Genomic DNA, 17470 nt, shown 5'->3' with positions numbered 1-17470 from the left:
GGGAGTTCAGGCCCGGTACAGCGCCTCGACCTCGTTGGCGTAGGCGTTCTCGATGGCCTTGCGCTTCAGCTTCAGGGACGGGGTCAGCAGGCCGTGTTCCTCGGTGAAGGGCTGGGCCAGGATACGGAAGGTGCGGATCGATTCGGCCTGCGAGACCAGGGTGTTGGCGGCGACCACCGCGCGCCGCACCTCGGTCTCCAGGTCGGCGTCCCGCACCAGTTCGGCCGGTGTCATCCGGGGTTTGCCGCGCATGGTGAGCCAGTGCTCGACGGCCTCGTGGTCGAGGGTGACGAGGGCGGCGATGTAGGGGCGGTCGTTGCCGACGACGATGCACTGCGAGACCAGCGGATGGTCCCGCACCCGCTCCTCCAGGAGACCGGGCGCGACACTCTTGCCGCCGGAGGTCACCAGGATCTCCTTCTTGCGCCCGGTGATGGTGAGATAGCCGTCCTCGTCGAGGGAACCGAGGTCGCCTGTGGCGAGCCAGCCGTCGTGCAGGGTCTCGTCGGTGGCCTTCTGGTTGTTGAGGTAGCCCTGGAAGACGTTGGGGCCGTTGAGCCAGATCTCGCCGTCGTCCGCGATGTGCACGGTCACACCCGGGACCGCCTGGCCGACGGTGCCGTAGCGGGTGCGTTCGGGCGGGTTGGCGGTCGCGGCGGCCGTCGACTCGGTGAGGCCGTAGCCCTCGTAGATCTGCACGCCCGCCCCGGCGAAGAACAGTCCGAGCCGCCGGTCCATGGCCGACCCGCCGGACATGGCGTTGCGGATCCGGCCGCCCATGGCGGCCCGCACCTTGGAGTAGACGAGTTTGTCGAAGAGCTGGTGCTGCATCCGCAGCCCGGCGGACGGGCCGGGGCCGATGCCCCAGGCCTTCTCCTCGACCGCGTCCGCGTACTTCACCGCGATCTCCACGGCCTTCTCGAACGGCCCCGACTTGCCGTCCTTCTCCGCCTTGCGGCGGGCCGCGTTGAAGACCTTCTCGAAGATGTACGGCACGGCCAGGATGAACGTCGGCCTGAACGCGACCAGGTCGGGCAGCAGGGCGGCGGCGTTGAGCTGCGGCTGGTGGCCGAAACGCACCCCGCCGCGGATCGCCGCGACCTGCACCATCCGCCCGAAGACGTGCGCCAGCGGCAGGAACAGCAAAGTCGCCGCCTCGTCGCCCTTCTTCGAGTGGAAGACGGACTCCCACCGGTCGATGACCGTGTCCGCCTCGTACATGAAGTTGCCGTGCGAGATGACACAGCCCTTGGGTCTGCCCGTGGTGCCCGAGGTGTAGATGATCGTCGCGGTCGAGTCCGGGGTGACGGCCTGGCGGTGCCGGTGCACCACCTCGTCCTCGATGTGCGCGCCGGCGTCGTACAGCTCCTGCACGGCGCCCGTGTCCAGCTGCCACAGCTGGTGCAGTGCGGGGAGGCGGTCGATGACGGTGGCGATGGTCATCGCGTGGTCCTCGTGCTCGACCATGGCCGCCGAGACCTGCGCGTCGTGCAGCATCCAGAAGCACTGCTCGGCCGACGACGTGGGGTAGACCGGCACGACCTGGGCACCGATCGTCCACAGCGCGAAGTCGAACAGCGTCCACTCGTAGCGGGTGCGGGACATGATCGCGACCCGGTCGCCGAAGCGGACGCCCCGGGCCAGCAGCCCCTTGGCGAGGGCGAGGACCTCGTCGCGGAACTCGGCGGCGGTCACGTCCCGCCACCGGTCCTGCTCGTCCTTGCGGCCGAGGGACACGTGGAGGGGGTCTTCCTGGGCACGCTCGAACACGACGTCGGCCAGACCGCCCACCGGCGGCGCCAACGCCAACGGAGGGTTGGTGAACTCGCGCAAACCCCGCTCCCCGCTCTCGTCGACGCTCCCCACAGCGCGGTGAAAGCTACCCCACCGGGCGGAAGGGCGGGAGGGGGGCGGAACCAGAGCAGTCCTCACGTCCGCACAGGTCAGCGCCGGAAAATGCCCTCACAAGGGGAAGGGTCGGACAGAAATCCTTACGGTTCCGTAGGTTTCGGCCCCGTAATCTCCACTGAATCTGTACGACCCGGTCACCCCCGCCGTCCCGCCCGCGCGACGTCACCCGGACGACGCCGTCTCCTCCTCGCTCAGCGCCCGCGGGCCCGATTCCGTCACTCCGCCCCGCTCCGCGCGACCGGCCCCGACCAGTACGAGGACCAGCGCGCCCGCCGCCGTACCGACGAACCCGGCCGTCACGAACGCCGAGTCGAGCCCCGACGCGAACGCGGCCCGCAGCGCGTGCTCGGAGAACGCCCCGCGCAGTGCGCCGGCCCCGCCGCCCGCGAGTGTGTGCGCCGCGTCGTGCGGGAGGGTGTCCCGCATCCGAGAGGTGAGGACGGTCCCGGACACGGCGACACCGAGCGCGTACCCCAGCTGCCGTACGGTGTTCATCGCGCCGCCCGCCATGCCCGCCCGCTCCGCCGGCACCGCGGCGAGCGCCGCCCCCGCGATCCCCGGCGCCACCAGCCCCGTACCGACACCCACCAGCACGAGCCCCGGCACCAGCGCCGTCCAGTCCGAACCGGCGCCCAGCACGGCCTGGCAGAAGCAGCCCGTGCCGATCAGCAGCAGCCCGCCGCCGACCGTCAGCCGGGACGGCACCCCGTGCAGCAGCTTCCCGGCGAGCACCGACACCACGACCGCCGCCCCCGTCAGCGGCAGCAGCGTCAGCCCGCCGCGCACCGGGCTCATCCCCAGCACCGTCTGCAGCCAGATCGACAGATACGGCATCCCGCCGAACGCCACCCCGTTGAAGGCCAGACCGCCCGCCATCACCCCCACGAACGCAGGCTTCCGCAGCAGCGCCAGATCCAGCAGCGGATGCGCCACCCGCCGCTCCACCAGCACGAAACAGACCAGCGCGAGCGCCGCCAGCGCGAAGGACGCCAGCGTCGGCGTCGCACCCCAGCCGTCCTCCCCGGCCCGCACCACCGCGTACGTCACCCCGCCCGCGAAGGCGGCGAACGCCACCGTTCCCGCCCAGTCGATGCGCATCCCGCGCGGCCCCCTCGACTCCGGCACCACCCGCAGCGTCAGCCACACCGCGGCCACGCTCACCGGCAGGTTCACGAAGAAGATCCACCGCCAGCCCGGCCCCTCCGTGAGCACCCCGCCCAGCACCGGCCCGACCGCCGCGGCCCCGCCGCTGACCGCGCCCCACACCCCGAGCGCCACCGACCGCCGCCGCCCCTGATACACCGAGCCCAGCAGCGGCAGCGTGGTCGCGAGCATCGCCGCCGCCCCCACCCCCTGCACGGCCCGGGCCGCCACCAGCGCGCCCGGCCCGCCCGCGAGCCCGCACAGCAGGGAGGCCACCGCGAACAGCACCAGACCCGCCACATGCACCCGCCGCCGCCCCAGAATGTCGGCGGCGGCCCCGAACCCCAGCAGCAGCGCGGCGAGCGCCAGCGCGTACCCGTCGACCACCCACTGCAGATCACTCAACGACGCGTGCAGCGACCGCGCCATGTCCGGCAGCGCCACCACCACGATCGTCACATCCAGCAACAACATGAACGTGCCCAGGCACACCGCCGTCAGCGGCCCCCATGTACGCATTCCCTCAACTCCCCTGTTCCGGATACGCAGTTCTCCGTACGATGAGCTCCTCCCGGACGATCACCGCCGAACCAGGCACATCATCGCCGGAATCCGACAGGAGCAGCCGTGCTGGAGATGGAATCCGACATCCTCGACTGGCTCGACATGCAGCTGCTCACCGCGCTGGAGATCAACGGCCGCGCCTCCTTCAGCCGCCTCGGCGCGGTCCTCGGCGTCTCCGACCAGACGATCGCCCGCCGCTACCGCCGACTCACCGCCGAGGCCGGCCTCCGCGTCGTCGCCATCCGCGACGCCGAACGCCTCGGCCAGGACCAGTGGATGCTGCGCCTGCGCTGCGCCCCCGACAACGCCCTCAACATCGCCGACGCCCTCGCAAAACGCCCCGACACCGCCTGGATCGGCCTCGCCTCCGGCGGCACCGAGATCGTCTGCCTCACCCGCCCGCGCACCCCCGGCGACTACGACGACCTCCTGCTCGGCAAACTCCCGCGCACCCCCAGCGTCCTGGACATCCGCGCCCACCAGATGCTGCACCGCTTCTACGGCGGCCCCACGGGCTGGCTCCGCCGCTTCAAAGTGCTGGCGGACGACCAGATCGCCGCCCTGCTCCCCGAACCGGCGCCGACACCGGGCCCCGCCCGCATCGAACCGGACGACGAGGCCCTGATCGCCGTACTCGAACGCGACGGACGCGCCACCTACCCCGAACTCCAGCGCGCCACCGGCCGCTCCGAGTCCGCCGTCAAACGCCGCCTCGCCGCACTGATCGGCTCCGGAGCGGTGTACATCGACATCGAGTACGACTCCGAGGTCTTCGGATACGAGCGTGCCGCCGTGCTGTGGATCACGGCGACCCCCGCGGCACTCCACTCGGTCGGCGAGGCACTGGCCACGCACGACCAGATCGCCTACGCGTCCGCCACGGCCGGCACGTCCAACATCGTCGTGACGGCCGTCGTGAAGGACACGGCCGGGCTCTACGACTACCTCAGCGGACCCCTCGGACAGCTCGACGGAGTGCGGCACGTGGAGGCGAGCCCGTTCCTGCGCCGGGTCAAACAACTGACGTACCGGACGCTTCCGCTCAACTCGCCCGCAACGCGCGCACCCTCAAAGTAAGTTCAAGATAAATCATGCTCAACACCAAGCACTCGGAGGCGTGAATCACAGTGTCCGGCGATCGAATGTGGCTCGTCCAAAGCGATGCCGCAGGGATTTCCGCAAAGATCTTTTCCGGTGCCGGAAAAAATCATCGGAAGTCCTCAGGGCGAGACCCCTGAAGGGAATATCGAATTGAAGACCAAAAACGCTCACCGCAGGTCCCTGGGACGCCACAGGAAGGTGGTGGGCGCCTTAGCGGCAGCGACGGCGCTCCTCGGCGGCGGGCTCTACGCCAACGCGAACGCCGCCTCCGTCCAGTCCGACCCGTCCAGCAGCGCCTCCGCCTCGGACCCCGGATCCCGGTCCCCGTCCCAGTCCACCCCCGGATCCGCCTCCCCGTCGACTCCCGGATCCGCCCGCCCGTCCTCGATCGTGCCCTCGAACTCCGCCGGGACCGGGACGTCCGTCTCCGACGTGGTCGACGCCGCCAACGCCTTCCTCGACACCCTCGACGACGACCAACAGGCCGCCGTACTCCTCGACTTCACCCAGGCCAACGCCGTCGCCTGGTCGAACCTCTCCTGCGGCGCGACCTGCCGGGTCGGCATCGAACTCAGCTCGCTCAGCGACACCCAACTCGCCGCGGCCAAGGCCGTGGTCGAGGCCGCCACGGGCACCGGCAGCGACACCGGCTACGACCAGATCTCCCAGATCCTCGCGGCCGACGACGTCCTCGGCGAGACCGACAGCAGCTACGGCAGCGGCAACTACTACCTCGCCTTCCTCGGCACCCCGAGCACCACCGGCACCTGGCAACTGCACTTCGGCGGCGACCAGTTGGCCGTCAACCTGACCTACAAGGACGGGGAAGTCGTCGGCACCACCCCGTACTTCGCCGGCGTCGAACCCGTCAGCTGGACCGACGACGACACCACCTACGCACCCCTGTCCGGGATGCACGACGGCCTGGTCTCGATGCTCGAAGGCCTGACCGACGACGAGCTGACCGAGGCGAAGCTCTCCGACACCACCACCGACGTCGTCCTCGGCCCGGACGACGACGGCGACTTCCCCACCACCAAGGAAGGCGTCGCGGGCAGCGAACTCACCGACGACCAGCAGCAGTTGATCCTCGACGCCATCACCCCATGGGTGGAGGCCGCCGACGACACGACCGCCGCGGCCACCCTGAGCACCTACAAGTCGGAGCTCGACGACACCTACATCTCCTACTCCGGCACCACCGACCTGGACACCGCCGGCGACTACGTACGCATCGACGGACCCGGCGTCTGGATCGAGTTCTCGGTCGAGGACGGCGTCGTCGACACCAGCCAACTCGGCTACAGCAGCGTCTACCGCGACCACGACACCGACTACGGAGGAGAGTTCTCGTTCTCCTGAACCGTATGACGGGCGGCGCTGCTCCTGACCGACAGCGCCGCCCGCCGTCGGTATTTCTTGTACGGCTTTCATTGCACGCCCTCGCGGAATTCAGCATCTGAATCGCCCGCAATGGAACGCTGATGCCGCCGGTATTACGGACCGCGTCGATGCAGCCGATCCCCACCCGCAAGAATCGCCGCCGCCAGCGCATCGGCCGCACCTTGTGCGGAAACTCTGCGCCGCCCGTGCACCAGCACGAAATCGACCTCGCCCAATTCCGGCAGCCCCACCCGCTCCGGCACCCGTACGAGTCCCGGCGGCACCAGCCCCTTCGAGTGCGCCATCACCCCGAGTCCCGCCCGGGCGGCGGCGATCAGCCCGTTCAGACTCCCGCTCGTACAGGCGATGCGCCAGGCCCGCCCCTGCCGCTCCAGCGCCTCCATGGCGAGCGCCCGGGTGATCCCCGGCGGCGGATAGACGATCAGCGGCACCGGACGGTCCGCGTCCAGGCGCAGCCGCTCCGCACCGATCCACACCAGCTTGTCGTGCCAGACCAGTTCAGCCCGGGGATCCTCGGCCCGCCGCTTCGCCAGCACCAGGTCCAGCTTCCCGGCCGCCAGTTGCTCGTGCAGCGTCCCGGACAGCTCCACCGTCAGCTCCAGGTCGACCTCGGGATGGTCGTACCGGAAGCCCTCCAGGATCTCCGGCAGCCGGGTGAGGACGAAGTCCTCGGACGCCCCGAAGCGCAGCCGGCCGCGCAGCCGGGTGCCGGTGAAGAACGCCGACGCCTGCTCCTGCACCTCCAGGATCCGGCGCGCGAAGCCGAGCATCGCCTCGCCGTCCTCCGTCAGCTCCACGGAGTGCGTGTCCCGGGTGAACAGCTGCCGTCCCGTCGCGTCCTCCAGCCGCCGCACATGCTGGCTCACCGTCGACTGGCGCAGCCCGAGCCGCCGCGCGGCCTGCGTGAAACTCAGCGTCTGGGACACCGCGAGGAAAGTCCGCAGGTGAGAGAGGTCGTACATGGCATACACCATGGCATACACGGTATCCGGTCATCGCGAAACGTGATGGCAGTCAGAGCGGTATGACGGATTCCCGATCAAGAGGCGGAGGAGGACGATGGGGAGGGCACCGGTCCGCGCCGGACGGGCGGACGTACAGCGAGACAGTGGAGCACAGTGAAACGCCTGCGACGGCCCAGTCGGATGCCGATCGACCCCTACATCCTGCTGCTCCTCGGGACGGTCGGCGTCGCCGCACTCCTCCCCGCCCGGGGCACCGGCGCCGATGTCGCCTCGGGCGCGTCTACGGCCGCCATCGCCTTCCTCTTCTTCCTCTACGGCGCCCGCCTCTCCACCCGCGAGGCACTGGACGGCCTCAAGCACTGGCGACTGCACACCACCGTCCTGGCCTGCACCTTCGTCGTCTTCCCGCTGCTCGGCCTGGCCGCCCGCGGCCTCGTCCCGGTGCTCCTGACCCACCCCCTCTACCAGGGGCTGCTCTTCCTCACCCTCGTCCCGTCGACCGTGCAGTCCTCGATCGCGTTCACGTCGATCGCGCGCGGCAACGTGCCCGCCGCGATCTGCGCCGGCTCCTTCTCCTCACTCGCCGGCATCGTCATCACCCCGCTGCTGGCCGCCGCCCTGCTCGGCGGCAACGCGGGTGGCTTCTCCGCCGACTCCGTCGTCAAGATCGTGCTGCAGCTCCTCGTGCCGTTCCTCGCCGGGCAGCTGCTGCGACGCTGGGTCGGCGGCTTCATCACCCGGCACAAGAAGGTCCTCGGCTACGTCGACCGCGCCTCGATCCTCCTCGTCGTCTACACCGCGTTCAGCGAGGGCATGGTCCAGGGCATCTGGCACCAGGTCAGCGCCCTGCGCCTCGCCGGACTGCTCGCCGTCGAGGCCGTCATCCTCGCCGTGATGCTGACCCTGACCTGGTACGGCGGCAGGGCGCTGCGCTTCGACCGGGAGGACCGGATCGCCATCCAGTTCGCCGGCTCGAAGAAGTCCCTCGCCTCCGGACTCCCCATGGCCAGCGTCCTGTTCGGCGCCCACGCCTCCCTCGCCGTACTGCCGCTGATGCTCTTCCACCAGATGCAGCTGATGGTGTGCGCGGTCATCGCCAAGCGCCGCGCCCGCGATCCGCAGCCCGAAGTCACCGGGGCGGCGGCCCCAACCGCAGGGTCACGAACCGCGGTCGGTACAGCGACACGTTCCGGCTGAGGTTCCAGGCCGCCGAAGTGGCCGTCGCGTCCAGCCAGTTGACGTCGTAACTGAGCACGATCCGCCCGTCGCCGCCGAGCGCCGGATGCGTCTGCGGGTTGTACGCGGCGACCTGCCCGGCCGGCAGCGGCGGACTGAATCCCCGGGCCGGTCCGTGCCACGGCCCGACGGGCGAACAGGCCCAGTACGAGGTGACGGTGGTCAGTCCCCGGCTGCCCGCCGCCATCGTGAACAGGACGTACGTCCCCCCGTCCCGCACCACCGAGAACGCGCTCCCCACCCCGGTGTGCCGGCCGTCCCCGAGCACCGGCCGCGGCCCGGCCCGGGCCGTCCACGCCGAACCGTCCCAGTACTCCCAGGCCCCCGGCTCCCCGAGCCGCCCCTCCGGCACCCGCGCCACATACGCCGAGGACGTCGGCCGGGCCGCCGCCTGCGCGTCGTTCCCGCCGAAGACATACGTCCACCCGCCCACCGCGACCAGCGTCGTCCCGAACTGCACCCGCCGGGACGGGTCTTGGACCAGCCGCTGGTCGAAGACCTTCACGATCGACTCCACCCGCAGGTCCGGCAGCGACAGCGTGGCCACCTCGGTCGCGGTCGGCACCCCGTAGATCCACGGGTACTGCCCGGCCGTCCGCGTCCACAGCAGCACCCGTACGACGGACTCGGCCGAGCCGGGGGAGCGGGGCTCGAGACGGGCCGCGACCGGCCAACGCCACTCGTTCGGGCCCGGATCGGGGAACAGCGGTGCGGGGAGCGTGAGTTGGGGGTGGCCGTCGCGCATCACGACCGCCGAGTTGCGCACCAGCGGCGCGGTGGTGTCCCGCCAGGCGTACGACTCGCCGACCGGATTGGGCGGGCCGTGCACCTGGCCGAGGTAGGTGTCGGAGAACAGCCACAGCACCCGCCCGTCCGGCAGCCGCACCGAGTGGGTGCCGTCGCCGCCGGTCCAGTCGTCGGTGCGGGTCGCGTCGTCGCCGTACGCGACAAAGGAGTTGGTGAGTTTTGTGTCGGCCGACCAGGAGCGCACCGTACGGGCCGGGCAGGCGCCGCCGCCCTCCCGGTCGTGGTCCTTCGGGAGGGCGGTGAGCAGCACGGCCGCGAGAGCCAGGGTCAGCAGCAGGCCGACCCCGGCTCCCCTCCGCTGTCGTGCTCGTCGGTCCTCGGGCACGCCCGGGACGTTAGTGGCTGCCGCTCACCTGGTCCATGGGCAGCCACAGCACGGTCCCGGCGGTCGGCGGCTTCTCCGCAGTCAGTTCGTCGTCCGTCAACAGCCGGTCCCAGACGTGGACTTCGTCGAGCGACCCGGTGAAGTACACCAGGCTGTCCACCCGTTGGCCGAGGTGCACGCCGAAGGGCGAGTTGCGGCTCACGGACCCCACGACGTCCGTCGTGCTCACCGTCGTTCCGTCCACGGAGAGCGTCAACTGACCGCCGCCGCGCCGTACCACGGCGTGATGCCACTGCCCGTCGTTGTAGGCGCCGGCGGTCACCACGGAGGTGGTGTGGACGGCCGTCGCACCGTCCCGGGTGGTGATCAGCGCCCGCACATGGTTGCCGGCGGGCTCACCGCGCAGCCACACCTGCGGCTGACTGGTACCGACCCCGCCCATCCACAGGAACGGCTGATCACCGGTCGTAGCGGTGTAGCGGAACCAGAGGGAGACCGTGAAGTCCTTTGTCCCCAGCGGCAGTCGGTCGCTGTAGGGCAGTCGTACGGCGTCGTCGACACCGTCGAAGGACAACGCGCCGCCCGAGACGCCGTCCGTCTCCTGGGCGCCGCCGAGCACCGCCGCGCGCTTCGCGTGCGGGGCGAGGTCGGCGGTCGTCGGGTCCGGGCCCCGACGCGGTTGCAGCCAGGCCTCGTTGAAGCGGGCGAAACGGATCTCGTCGGTCGCCGACACGGCGCCGCCCTCGTAGAGCAGGCCCACCGTGTCCCCGTCGATGCGCGCCATGTCGGAGTAGCCGGACCAGTCCTTCGTCACCACCGTGCCGCGGTCCACGCTGTCCCAGGTGCGCCCGCCGTCGTAGGAGGACCGGATCATCATCGTCCGGCGGCGGTCGGGGTCCGCGTCGCAGGACAGCAGGATGCGGGAGCCGAGACCGAGGGTGGCGCACTGGACCTGCGGGGCGTACAGGCCGGGCAGGTCGCGGAAGGGCGCGGTGAAGCTGTCGCCGCCGTCGCGGCTGACCGCCTGGGTGCGGTGGCCGAGGTCGGTGCCGTCCTGCTCACGGCCGCTCACCAGGATCGAACCGTCGGTGCGCTCGGTCATCGTCAGCTCGGACGGTTTCTGCCGCCAGGTCCCGTCGGCGGCGATCGGGTACGAGTCGGTGGCACCGATCCTCCAGTGGTCGCCGCCGTCGTCGCTCACGATCAGCGCCGCGTTGTTCGCGGTGACCCGAGTCCCGTCCCAGGTCTCGGTGTTGACGCCGAACACGAGCCGGCCCTTGTGCTTGCCGCGGGTGAGCTGGATGCCGTGCACGGGGCCGGTGGCGTACCAGGAGTTCCACTTCGGGGGCAGGATCTCGTCGCTCAGGTCACGCGGCTGCGACCAGGTGAGGCCGTCGTCGTCGCTGTACTGCAGATGCGGGGTGCGGTCGCAGGGGACCGAGCAACTGGCGCTGTCCGTACGGCCCGTGTTGTACGTCTCGGCGAGCAGGATCCGGCCCGTCCTCCGGTCCACGACGGGCGCCGGGTTGCCGTGCGTGTCGCCGCCGCCGCGGTTGACGACCTGGAGCGGGCTCCAGGTGGCGCCGTCGTCGGTGGAGCGCTTGACGACGATGTCTATGTCCGCGGCGTCACCGCAGTTGAGGACCCGGCCCTCGGCGAACGCGAGCAGCGTCCCGTCGTTCGTCTTCACGACGGCCGGGATCCGGAAGCAGGCGTAGCCCGGATCCTGGGACGCCTTGAAGAGGACCTGCTGGTCGAACTCGGGTGTGGGGGAGGTGGTTTGAGCGGCGGCGTGCGCGGGGCTGGGCAGCATGAGCAGCGCGGCCAGGGTGAGTGCGGCGGTGAGGGTGGATCTCAGACGTGCGCGAAGACTTGACGGCATGGTGGTGCGACCTGCCCTTCATTCGTCTTGACATCCGGACATCCCACGTCCAACGGGCGCGTCACAGACGTTAGTTGGGGCATCCGGAGCCTCACAAGAAGCGTGCAGCGGTCGGTGTCCAGGAAGTTGACGGGGTGACAGGGGCGGGCCGGGCGCCTCAGGGCCGCAGCACGACCTTGCCCAGGTTGCCCCGCGACTCGATCACCTCGTGCGCCTCAGCCGCCTCCGCCAGCCCGAACTCTCCGTGCACGCAAGGCCTCAGGGCACCCTCGGCGAACAACCGCCACAGCTCCCGCCGCCACCGCTCGTACCACTCCGGCCTCCCGCGCGCTATTCGCGCCATCTGGAACCCGATCACGGACTTCGCGCCCACGAGAAGGTCGTACGCCTGGATCGTCCCGCCGCCCGAGCTGTACGCCACGAGCCGCCCGCCCGGGACGAGCGCGGCGACCGCCGGGGTGAGCAACTCGCCGCCCACCGCGTCGAGTACGCAGTCGACGGGCTCGACCGAGTCCAACGCGTCGTAGCCGATCACCTCGTCGGCACCCAGGGCGCGCACGAAGCCGCCCTTCGCCGGATCGGAGACCGCGCCCACCACCCGCCCCGCACCCCGCGCCCTCGCCAACTGCACGGCGAGATGGCCGACTCCGCTCGCCGCGGCCGTGATCAGCACGGCCTCGCCGGGCTCGGGCCGGGCCGCGTCCAGCACGCCGAGGGCCACCAGGCCGCTGCGGACGAGCGCGACCGCGTCGACCGCGGAGGCGGTGCCGGGCACGGGGGAGGCCATGGCCTCACGGAGGACGGCGAAGTCGGCGTAACCGTGCCCGAAGCACAGTCCCGTCACCCGCTCGCCCACCTCGAAACGGGTCACGCCCTGTCCCACGGCGACCACCTCGCCCGCGATCTCACCGCCCAGCGGGATCGGCTCGGCCGCCTCGGAGACCTTGCGGACGACGGGCAGGGTGACCCCGACCGCCTCGGTACGCACGAGGAGCTCACCCGGGCCCGGCTCGGGGACGGGGGCCTCCTCCAGGAACAGCGGGCCGCCGGAGGACTCGTACCGGACGCGACGCATCGCACCTCCAGAAATCGTTGGGAGTCCCCATGGTATTCACGATTTCATTGGGAAGTCCAACGACTTTTCGCTAGGCTGCGCACATGGCCGAAGCACCCCTCCCCGCGATCCGCTCCCTCCCCAGCTGGCTCCTCGGCCGGGCCGCCGCCCGCGGCCGGGCCCTGGTCGCCGAGGCCCTGGCCGCCGAAGGCCTCAAGATGTGGCACCACGTGGTCCTCTCCGCCGTCCGCGATCTCGCCCCCGTCGCCCAGGCCGACCTCGGCCGCGGTGTCGGGCTCGACCCCAAGGACCTCGTCGGCGTCCTCAACGACCTCCAGGCCGCACACCTGGTCGTCCGCGAGCCGGACCCGAAGGACCGCCGCAAGAACGCGGTGTCGCTCACGGCGGAGGGCGCACGGCTGCTGAAGCGGTGCGAGAAGGCGGCCCGCGAGGCCAACGACCGGCTCCTCGCTCCACTGACGGTGGCCGAACGCGACCGGTTCATGGACCTGTTGATCCGGATCTCCGGTACGGAGGGCTGACGGGAGCTAACGTTCCGTCATGACCCCACCGCAGACTCCCGAACCCCGGCTCGCCCTCGACCCCGCGCGCACCGCCCTGGTCCTCGTCGACCTGATGGACCGCATCGTCGCGCTGCCGCTCGAACCGTACAAGGGCACCGAAGTCCTCTCCGTGGCCGAGGAGTTGGCCGCCGCCTTCCGCTCCGCCGGAGCGCTCGTCGTACTGATCCGGGTCGAACGCCCCGGCATCACCGAACAGCCCTCCGGCAGCGGACTCGCCGCCGGGCTGGCCGAGGACGGCGACCTGGAGATCGTGAAGCGGACCATCGGCGGCTTCCAGGGCACGGGACTTGACGAACGCCTGCGCCAACGGGGCGTCGACACCCTGGTGTTCGGCGGGATCGCCACCAACCTCGGCGTGGAATCCACCGCCCGCGCCGCCGGCGACCTCGGCTACGACCTCGTCTTCGTCGAGGACGCGATGAGCGCGTTCACCGCGGCCGAGCACCAGGCGTCGGTCAAGCTCGACTTCCCACGGCTGGGGTCGGTCGTGACGGCGGCGGAGATGCGGTTCACAGAGGGGAGTTGAGCGGGCGGGGCATCACACGAGGACCGTGCCACCGTCCACGACCACCGTCGACCCCGTGCTGTAGCCGCCACGCATCAGATACAGATACGCCTCGGCGACATCGGCCGGCTCGCCGATCCGGCCGACCGGGAGCGACCCGGCGACGGACTCGAACAGTCCGTCCCGGTCCTCCTCGCCCAACTCCCGCCACAACTCGGTACGGACCACACCCGGCGCCACCACATTGACCCGCACCGGCGCCAGCTCCAGGGCCAGCGCCCGGGTCAGCGACTCCATCGCCCCGCACAACGCGGCGGCGACGGACGTACCGGACATCGGCCTGCGCCCGGCGGTACCCGTGGTCAGCACCACCGAACCGCCCTCCCGGATCGACCCGGCACCGTACTTCACCGCCGTGTACGCACCCCACAACCGGGTGTCCAGGAACGCCCGGGACCGCCCGAGGTCGGACTCCGCCACGCTCTCCATCAGCAGCGCCTCACCCGCCGTGTACACCAGGTGGTCGTAGCCGCCGAGCTCCGCGAAGAAGCCCCGCACCGCGTTCTCGTCGCTCGCGTCGAGCACCCGGCCCTCCGCGTCCTCGGGGAGCCGCTTCAGCGCCGCGTCCACGCTCTCCTGCCGGCGCGAGGCGACCACCACTTGGGCGCCCTCCCGCCCGGCCGCCTCCGCGACCGCGAGCCCGATGCCCGCCGTACCGCCGATGACGACGATCCGCTGTCCTCGCACTCCCATGACCTGCCCCTTTCGTATTGCTGTGACGCCGTCCAGCCTGCGGTCGCCACCACCCCGCCGTCCAAGACCTCTTTCGGCGACGGCGATACCCTGAAGGCATCGCCGACGGCGACAGCAACGACAACGGCAGCGGCAGGGAGGCGGTGGGACCCATGGACCTCGACCTGCGGAAGGTCCGCTACTTCGTGGCGGTGGCCGAACTGCTCCACTTCGGACGCGCGGCCGAACAGCTGCACATCGCGCAGCCGGTGTTGAGCCGTCAGATCCGGGCCCTGGAAAAGGACTTGGACGCCACCCTCTTCGAACGCGACAGCCACGGCGTGACCTTGACCGCCGCCGGACGCCAACTCCTCGACGACGGACGGACCTTGCTCGCCTCCGCGAACGCCACCCGCCGCAGGGTGCAGCGCGCCGCACACGGGCCGCACCGCCTCGTCGTCGGCTTCCGCGCCGGTGTCGTGATCACCCCCACGCTGCGCGCCTTCGCCGCCGCCCACCCCGACGCCGAGGTCAAGGCCCGCCGCGTCGAATGGGACGACCAGGAACAACTCGTCCTCGACGGCACCGTCGACCTCGCCTATCTGCGCCGCCCCATCCGCGAACAGGGCCTCACCCTGCTCCCGCTGTTCACCGAGCCCCGGGTGGCCATGCTCCCCGCCGACCACCGGCTCGCCGGCAAACCGGACCTCGTCCTGGCCGACCTCGACGGCGAGACCTGGCTGCGCTACCTCAACCCGAACCCCGACCCCGACGACGTACCGATCCGCAGCATCGAGGAGAAGTTCGAGAACGTCGCCTCCGGAGCGGGCATCACCCTCGTCCCCGTCTCCGTCGCCGAGCAGTACTCCCGCCCCGACATCACCTACGTCCCCGTCACCGACGCCGCACCCGACGAGGTGATCCTCGTCTGGGAGACGACCCGCCGCTCACCCCTCGTCACGGCGTTCGTACGGGTCGCGCAGGGCATGGAGGGGCCGGGCTGAGGCGGGGCCCCTGCGGCGCAGGGGGCGCTCCCCGCCGGCCGGGGCCCCGCCGCCGTGCCGCGGGGCGAGGGCGTCAGCCCTGGGTGGCCGCGGCCGTCAGGGCGATGCGGTCCTCGCCCGCGTACACGTTCATGTTGCTGCCCCGCAGGAAGCCCACCAGGGTCAGGCCCGTCTCCGCCGCCAGGTCCACGGCCAGCGACGAGGGCGCCGACACCGCCGCCAGTACCGGGATCCCGGCCATCACGGCCTTCTGCGCCAGCTCGAACGAGGCCCGGCCGGAGACCAGCAGGATGACCCGGGACAGCGGCAGGTCGCCGTTCTGCAGGGCACGGCCGACCAGCTTGTCGACCGCGTTGTGCCGGCCCACGTCCTCCCGTACGTCCAGCAGCTCGCCCTCCTCGCTGAACAGGGCCGCCGCGTGCAGACCCCCGGTCCGGTCGAAGACCCGCTGGGCCGCGCGCAGCCGGTCGGGGAGGCTCGCGAGCAGCGCGGGTTCGACACGGACCGGGGGAGTGTCGGCGATCGGCCAGCGGGTCGTCGTCCGGACCGCGTCCAGGCTCGCCTTGCCGCACAGACCGCACGAGGACGTCGTATACACGTTCCGCTCGAGCGTGATGTCCGGGATCACCACGTCCGGGGCGGTGCGTACGTCGACGACGTTGTACGTGTTCGTGCCGTCGACCGTCGCCCCCGCGCAGTAGACGATGTTCCGCAGATCGTATGCATTCGCCAGTACGCCTTCGCTGACCAGGAACCCGGCCGCGAGCGCGAAGTCGTCGCCCGGTGTCCGCATGGTGATCGCGAGGGGTTTGCCGTTGAGCCGGATCTCCAGGGGTTCCTCGGCGACGAGCGTGTCCGGACGGCTGGAGACCGCGCCGTCGCGGATCCGGATCACCTTGCGTCGTTCCGTGACTCGTCCCATGTCCTGATCAGCCCCGGTTCTGTACGTGCTGGTGGCCGAAGCGGCCCTTGCTGCGAAAGTCGCCGTAGGTCACCCGGCTGTTGTGCGGTGGGTGACCCTCACGCTCTCATTGTCCTGCACGTGCCGGGTGGGCCGGCGGCCCACCCGCTCCTCCTCATGCGGCGCTCCTCAGCGCCAGCAGGTCCGAGATGGCGTGCACGGTGCGCAGGGTGGGCACCTCCACGCCGGTGATCTCCGCCAACTCGACGACGGCCGCGAGCAGTACGTCGAGTTCGAGCGGCTTGCCGCGCTCCAGGTCCTGGAGCGTCGAGGTGCGGTGGTCGCCGACGCGCTCCGCGCCCGCGAGCCGCCGCTCGATGGAGACGCCGACCTCGCAGCCCAGCGCCTCGGCGACGGACAGCGTCTCGGTCATCATGATCTCGATGACCCTGCGGGTGCCGCCGTGCAGACACATCTGCCGCATGGTGGCGCGGGCCAGCGCGCTGATCGGGTTGAAGGAGATGTTGCCGAGCAGCTTGAGCCAGATGTCGTTGCGCAGCTCCGGCTCGACCGGGCACTTCAACCCGCCCGCCTGCATGGCCTCGCTCAGCGCGAGACAGCGCCCCGAGACGCTCCGGTCGGGCTCCCCGATCGAGAACCGGGTGCCCTCGAGATGGCGCACAACTCCCGGTCCCGCGAGCTCCGTCGCCGCGTAGACGACACAGCCGACGGCCCGCTCGGGTGCGAGCACCGCGCTGACGGCGCCGCCCGGGTCCACACTCTCGACGCGCTGCCCGTCGTAGGGGCCGCCGTGCGCGTGGAAGTACCACCACGGGATGCCGTTCTGGGCCGCCACCACCGCCGTGGTGTCGTGCAGCAGGGGCTCGATGAGCGGCCCGCACGCCGCGTACGAGTTGGCCTTCAGACCGAGGAGGACGAAGTCGACCGGGCCGATCTCCGCCGGGTCGTCGGTGGCATGGGTGCGGACGGTGAAGTCGCCGCGGGGACTCAGGACTTGGACGCCGTGCTGCCTCATGGCCGCGAGATGCGGTCCACGGGCGACGAGATGCACATCGGCGCCCGCACGGTGGAGCGAGGCGCCGACATAGGCGCCGATCGCACCGGCGCCGAGGACTGCGACTTTCACTGGGACTCTCCGTTCGGTCGAGGGAGTACCGCGGAGGTGGCTGCCGTGCTGCCGTGGCTGCCGTCCGGTCGGTGCGGAAGGCAGCCGAACAGTGTCGACGAAATATTGTCTACAGTATGGAGTCGAGGGTCGGCAAGGGTTCGGACAGCGACCGTTGCGTCAACTACCGTTCCGGCGGCGACCGTTCGGCGCATTCTGCATACCG

At 71.0% G+C, this 17470-nt stretch carries 15 protein-coding genes and 1 pseudogene; 6 read left to right on the top strand and 10 right to left on the bottom strand.

Annotated features, from left to right (window positions below; genetic code table 11):
* Positions 1–6: 6 nt before the first annotated feature.
* On the bottom strand, positions 7–1833 hold the full coding sequence (locus SSP08S_RS39055; protein ID WP_019073091.1) for an AMP-dependent synthetase/ligase: 1827 nt from the start codon (positions 1831–1833) through the stop codon (positions 7–9).
* 240 nt (positions 1834–2073) lie between these two features.
* Entirely contained in the window at positions 2074–3573 is a 1500-nt protein-coding gene (locus SSP08S_RS39050) for an MFS transporter (RefSeq protein ID WP_026179221.1), read from the bottom strand.
* A gap of 117 nt (positions 3574–3690) precedes the next feature.
* Between SSP08S_RS39050 and SSP08S_RS39045 the strand changes: the two genes are divergently transcribed.
* Both SSP08S_RS39045 and SSP08S_RS39035 read left to right on the top strand, forming a co-directional pair.
* Positions 3691–4695, top strand: a complete 1005-nt coding sequence (locus tag SSP08S_RS39045) for an Lrp/AsnC family transcriptional regulator (protein ID WP_174479436.1) — start codon at positions 3691–3693, stop codon at positions 4693–4695.
* A gap of 225 nt (positions 4696–4920) precedes the next feature.
* The gene (locus SSP08S_RS39035; protein WP_245608041.1) at positions 4921–6081 is read left to right on the top strand and encodes a DUF3500 domain-containing protein; all 1161 of its coding nucleotides are present in this window, start codon (positions 4921–4923) and stop codon (positions 6079–6081) included.
* 134 nt (positions 6082–6215) lie between these two features.
* Here the strand turns inward: SSP08S_RS39035 and SSP08S_RS39030 are convergent, their stop codons facing one another.
* Complete coding sequence (locus tag SSP08S_RS39030; protein WP_026179218.1) at positions 6216–7085, bottom strand: LysR substrate-binding domain-containing protein; 870 nt, start codon at positions 7083–7085, stop codon at positions 6216–6218.
* Between the two features lie 183 nt (positions 7086–7268).
* Between SSP08S_RS39030 and SSP08S_RS39025 the strand changes: the two genes are divergently transcribed.
* Complete coding sequence (locus SSP08S_RS39025) at positions 7269–8285, top strand: bile acid:sodium symporter family protein (RefSeq protein WP_019073085.1); 1017 nt, start codon at positions 7269–7271, stop codon at positions 8283–8285.
* Here the strand turns inward: SSP08S_RS39025 and SSP08S_RS39020 are convergent.
* The 3 genes from SSP08S_RS39020 to SSP08S_RS39010 all read right to left on the bottom strand — a co-directional run bounded on the left by SSP08S_RS39020 (position 8218) and on the right by SSP08S_RS39010 (position 12413).
* Complete coding sequence (locus SSP08S_RS39020) at positions 8218–9456, bottom strand: DUF5005 domain-containing protein (RefSeq protein WP_019073084.1); 1239 nt, start codon at positions 9454–9456, stop codon at positions 8218–8220. The two genes, SSP08S_RS39025 and SSP08S_RS39020, sit on opposite strands and share 68 nt — an antisense overlap.
* Positions 9457–9466: 10 nt before the next feature.
* Positions 9467–11338, bottom strand: a complete 1872-nt coding sequence (locus SSP08S_RS39015) for a sialidase family protein (RefSeq protein ID WP_019073083.1) — start codon at positions 11336–11338, stop codon at positions 9467–9469.
* A 157-nt stretch (positions 11339–11495) separates the two neighbouring features.
* Positions 11496–12413 carry a quinone oxidoreductase family protein gene (locus SSP08S_RS39010; protein ID WP_019073082.1) on the bottom strand — a complete coding sequence of 306 codons (918 nt, stop codon included), beginning with the start codon at positions 12411–12413 and terminating at the stop codon, positions 11496–11498.
* An 83-nt stretch (positions 12414–12496) separates the two neighbouring features.
* Between SSP08S_RS39010 and SSP08S_RS39005 the strand changes: the two genes are divergently transcribed.
* Complete coding sequence (locus SSP08S_RS39005) at positions 12497–12934, top strand: MarR family winged helix-turn-helix transcriptional regulator (RefSeq protein WP_019073081.1); 438 nt, start codon at positions 12497–12499, stop codon at positions 12932–12934.
* Positions 12935–12953: 19 nt separating this feature from the next.
* On the top strand, positions 12954–13502 hold the full coding sequence (locus SSP08S_RS39000; protein WP_019073080.1) for an isochorismatase family protein: 549 nt from the start codon (positions 12954–12956) through the stop codon (positions 13500–13502).
* 12 nt (positions 13503–13514) lie between these two features.
* Here SSP08S_RS39000 and SSP08S_RS38995 read toward each other — a convergent pair whose 3' ends face one another.
* On the bottom strand, positions 13515–14234 hold the full coding sequence (locus tag SSP08S_RS38995; RefSeq protein ID WP_019073079.1) for an SDR family oxidoreductase: 720 nt from the start codon (positions 14232–14234) through the stop codon (positions 13515–13517).
* Between the two features lie 152 nt (positions 14235–14386).
* Between SSP08S_RS38995 and SSP08S_RS38990 the strand changes: the two genes are divergently transcribed.
* A complete protein-coding gene (locus SSP08S_RS38990; protein ID WP_019073078.1) occupies positions 14387–15217 on the top strand; it encodes a LysR family transcriptional regulator in 831 nt (276 codons plus the stop codon).
* A gap of 73 nt (positions 15218–15290) precedes the next feature.
* On the opposite strand, the gene fdhD is transcribed toward SSP08S_RS38990, so the two are convergent.
* The 3 genes and pseudogenes from fdhD to SSP08S_RS38980 all read right to left on the bottom strand — a co-directional run bounded on the left by fdhD (position 15291) and on the right by SSP08S_RS38980 (position 17265).
* Complete coding sequence (fdhD, locus tag SSP08S_RS38985) at positions 15291–16139, bottom strand: formate dehydrogenase accessory sulfurtransferase FdhD (protein ID WP_019073077.1); 849 nt, start codon at positions 16137–16139, stop codon at positions 15291–15293.
* 7 nt (positions 16140–16146) lie between these two features.
* A pseudogene (locus SSP08S_RS63810) lies at positions 16147–16283 on the bottom strand (2Fe-2S iron-sulfur cluster-binding protein); the annotation flags it as partial.
* A gap of 10 nt (positions 16284–16293) precedes the next feature.
* Positions 16294–17265 (bottom strand): 2-dehydropantoate 2-reductase, encoded by a 972-nt coding sequence (locus SSP08S_RS38980; RefSeq protein WP_019073076.1) that lies wholly within the window; start codon positions 17263–17265, stop codon positions 16294–16296.
* Positions 17266–17470: the final 205 nt, after the last annotated feature.

This window comes from Streptomyces hokutonensis (genome assembly GCF_000376565.1).
In the GTDB taxonomy this organism is placed as follows: domain Bacteria; phylum Actinomycetota; class Actinomycetes; order Streptomycetales; family Streptomycetaceae; genus Streptomyces; species Streptomyces hokutonensis.
Note: the sequence above shows the minus strand (reverse complement) of the source record. Positions and strands in the feature narration are given on the sequence as shown.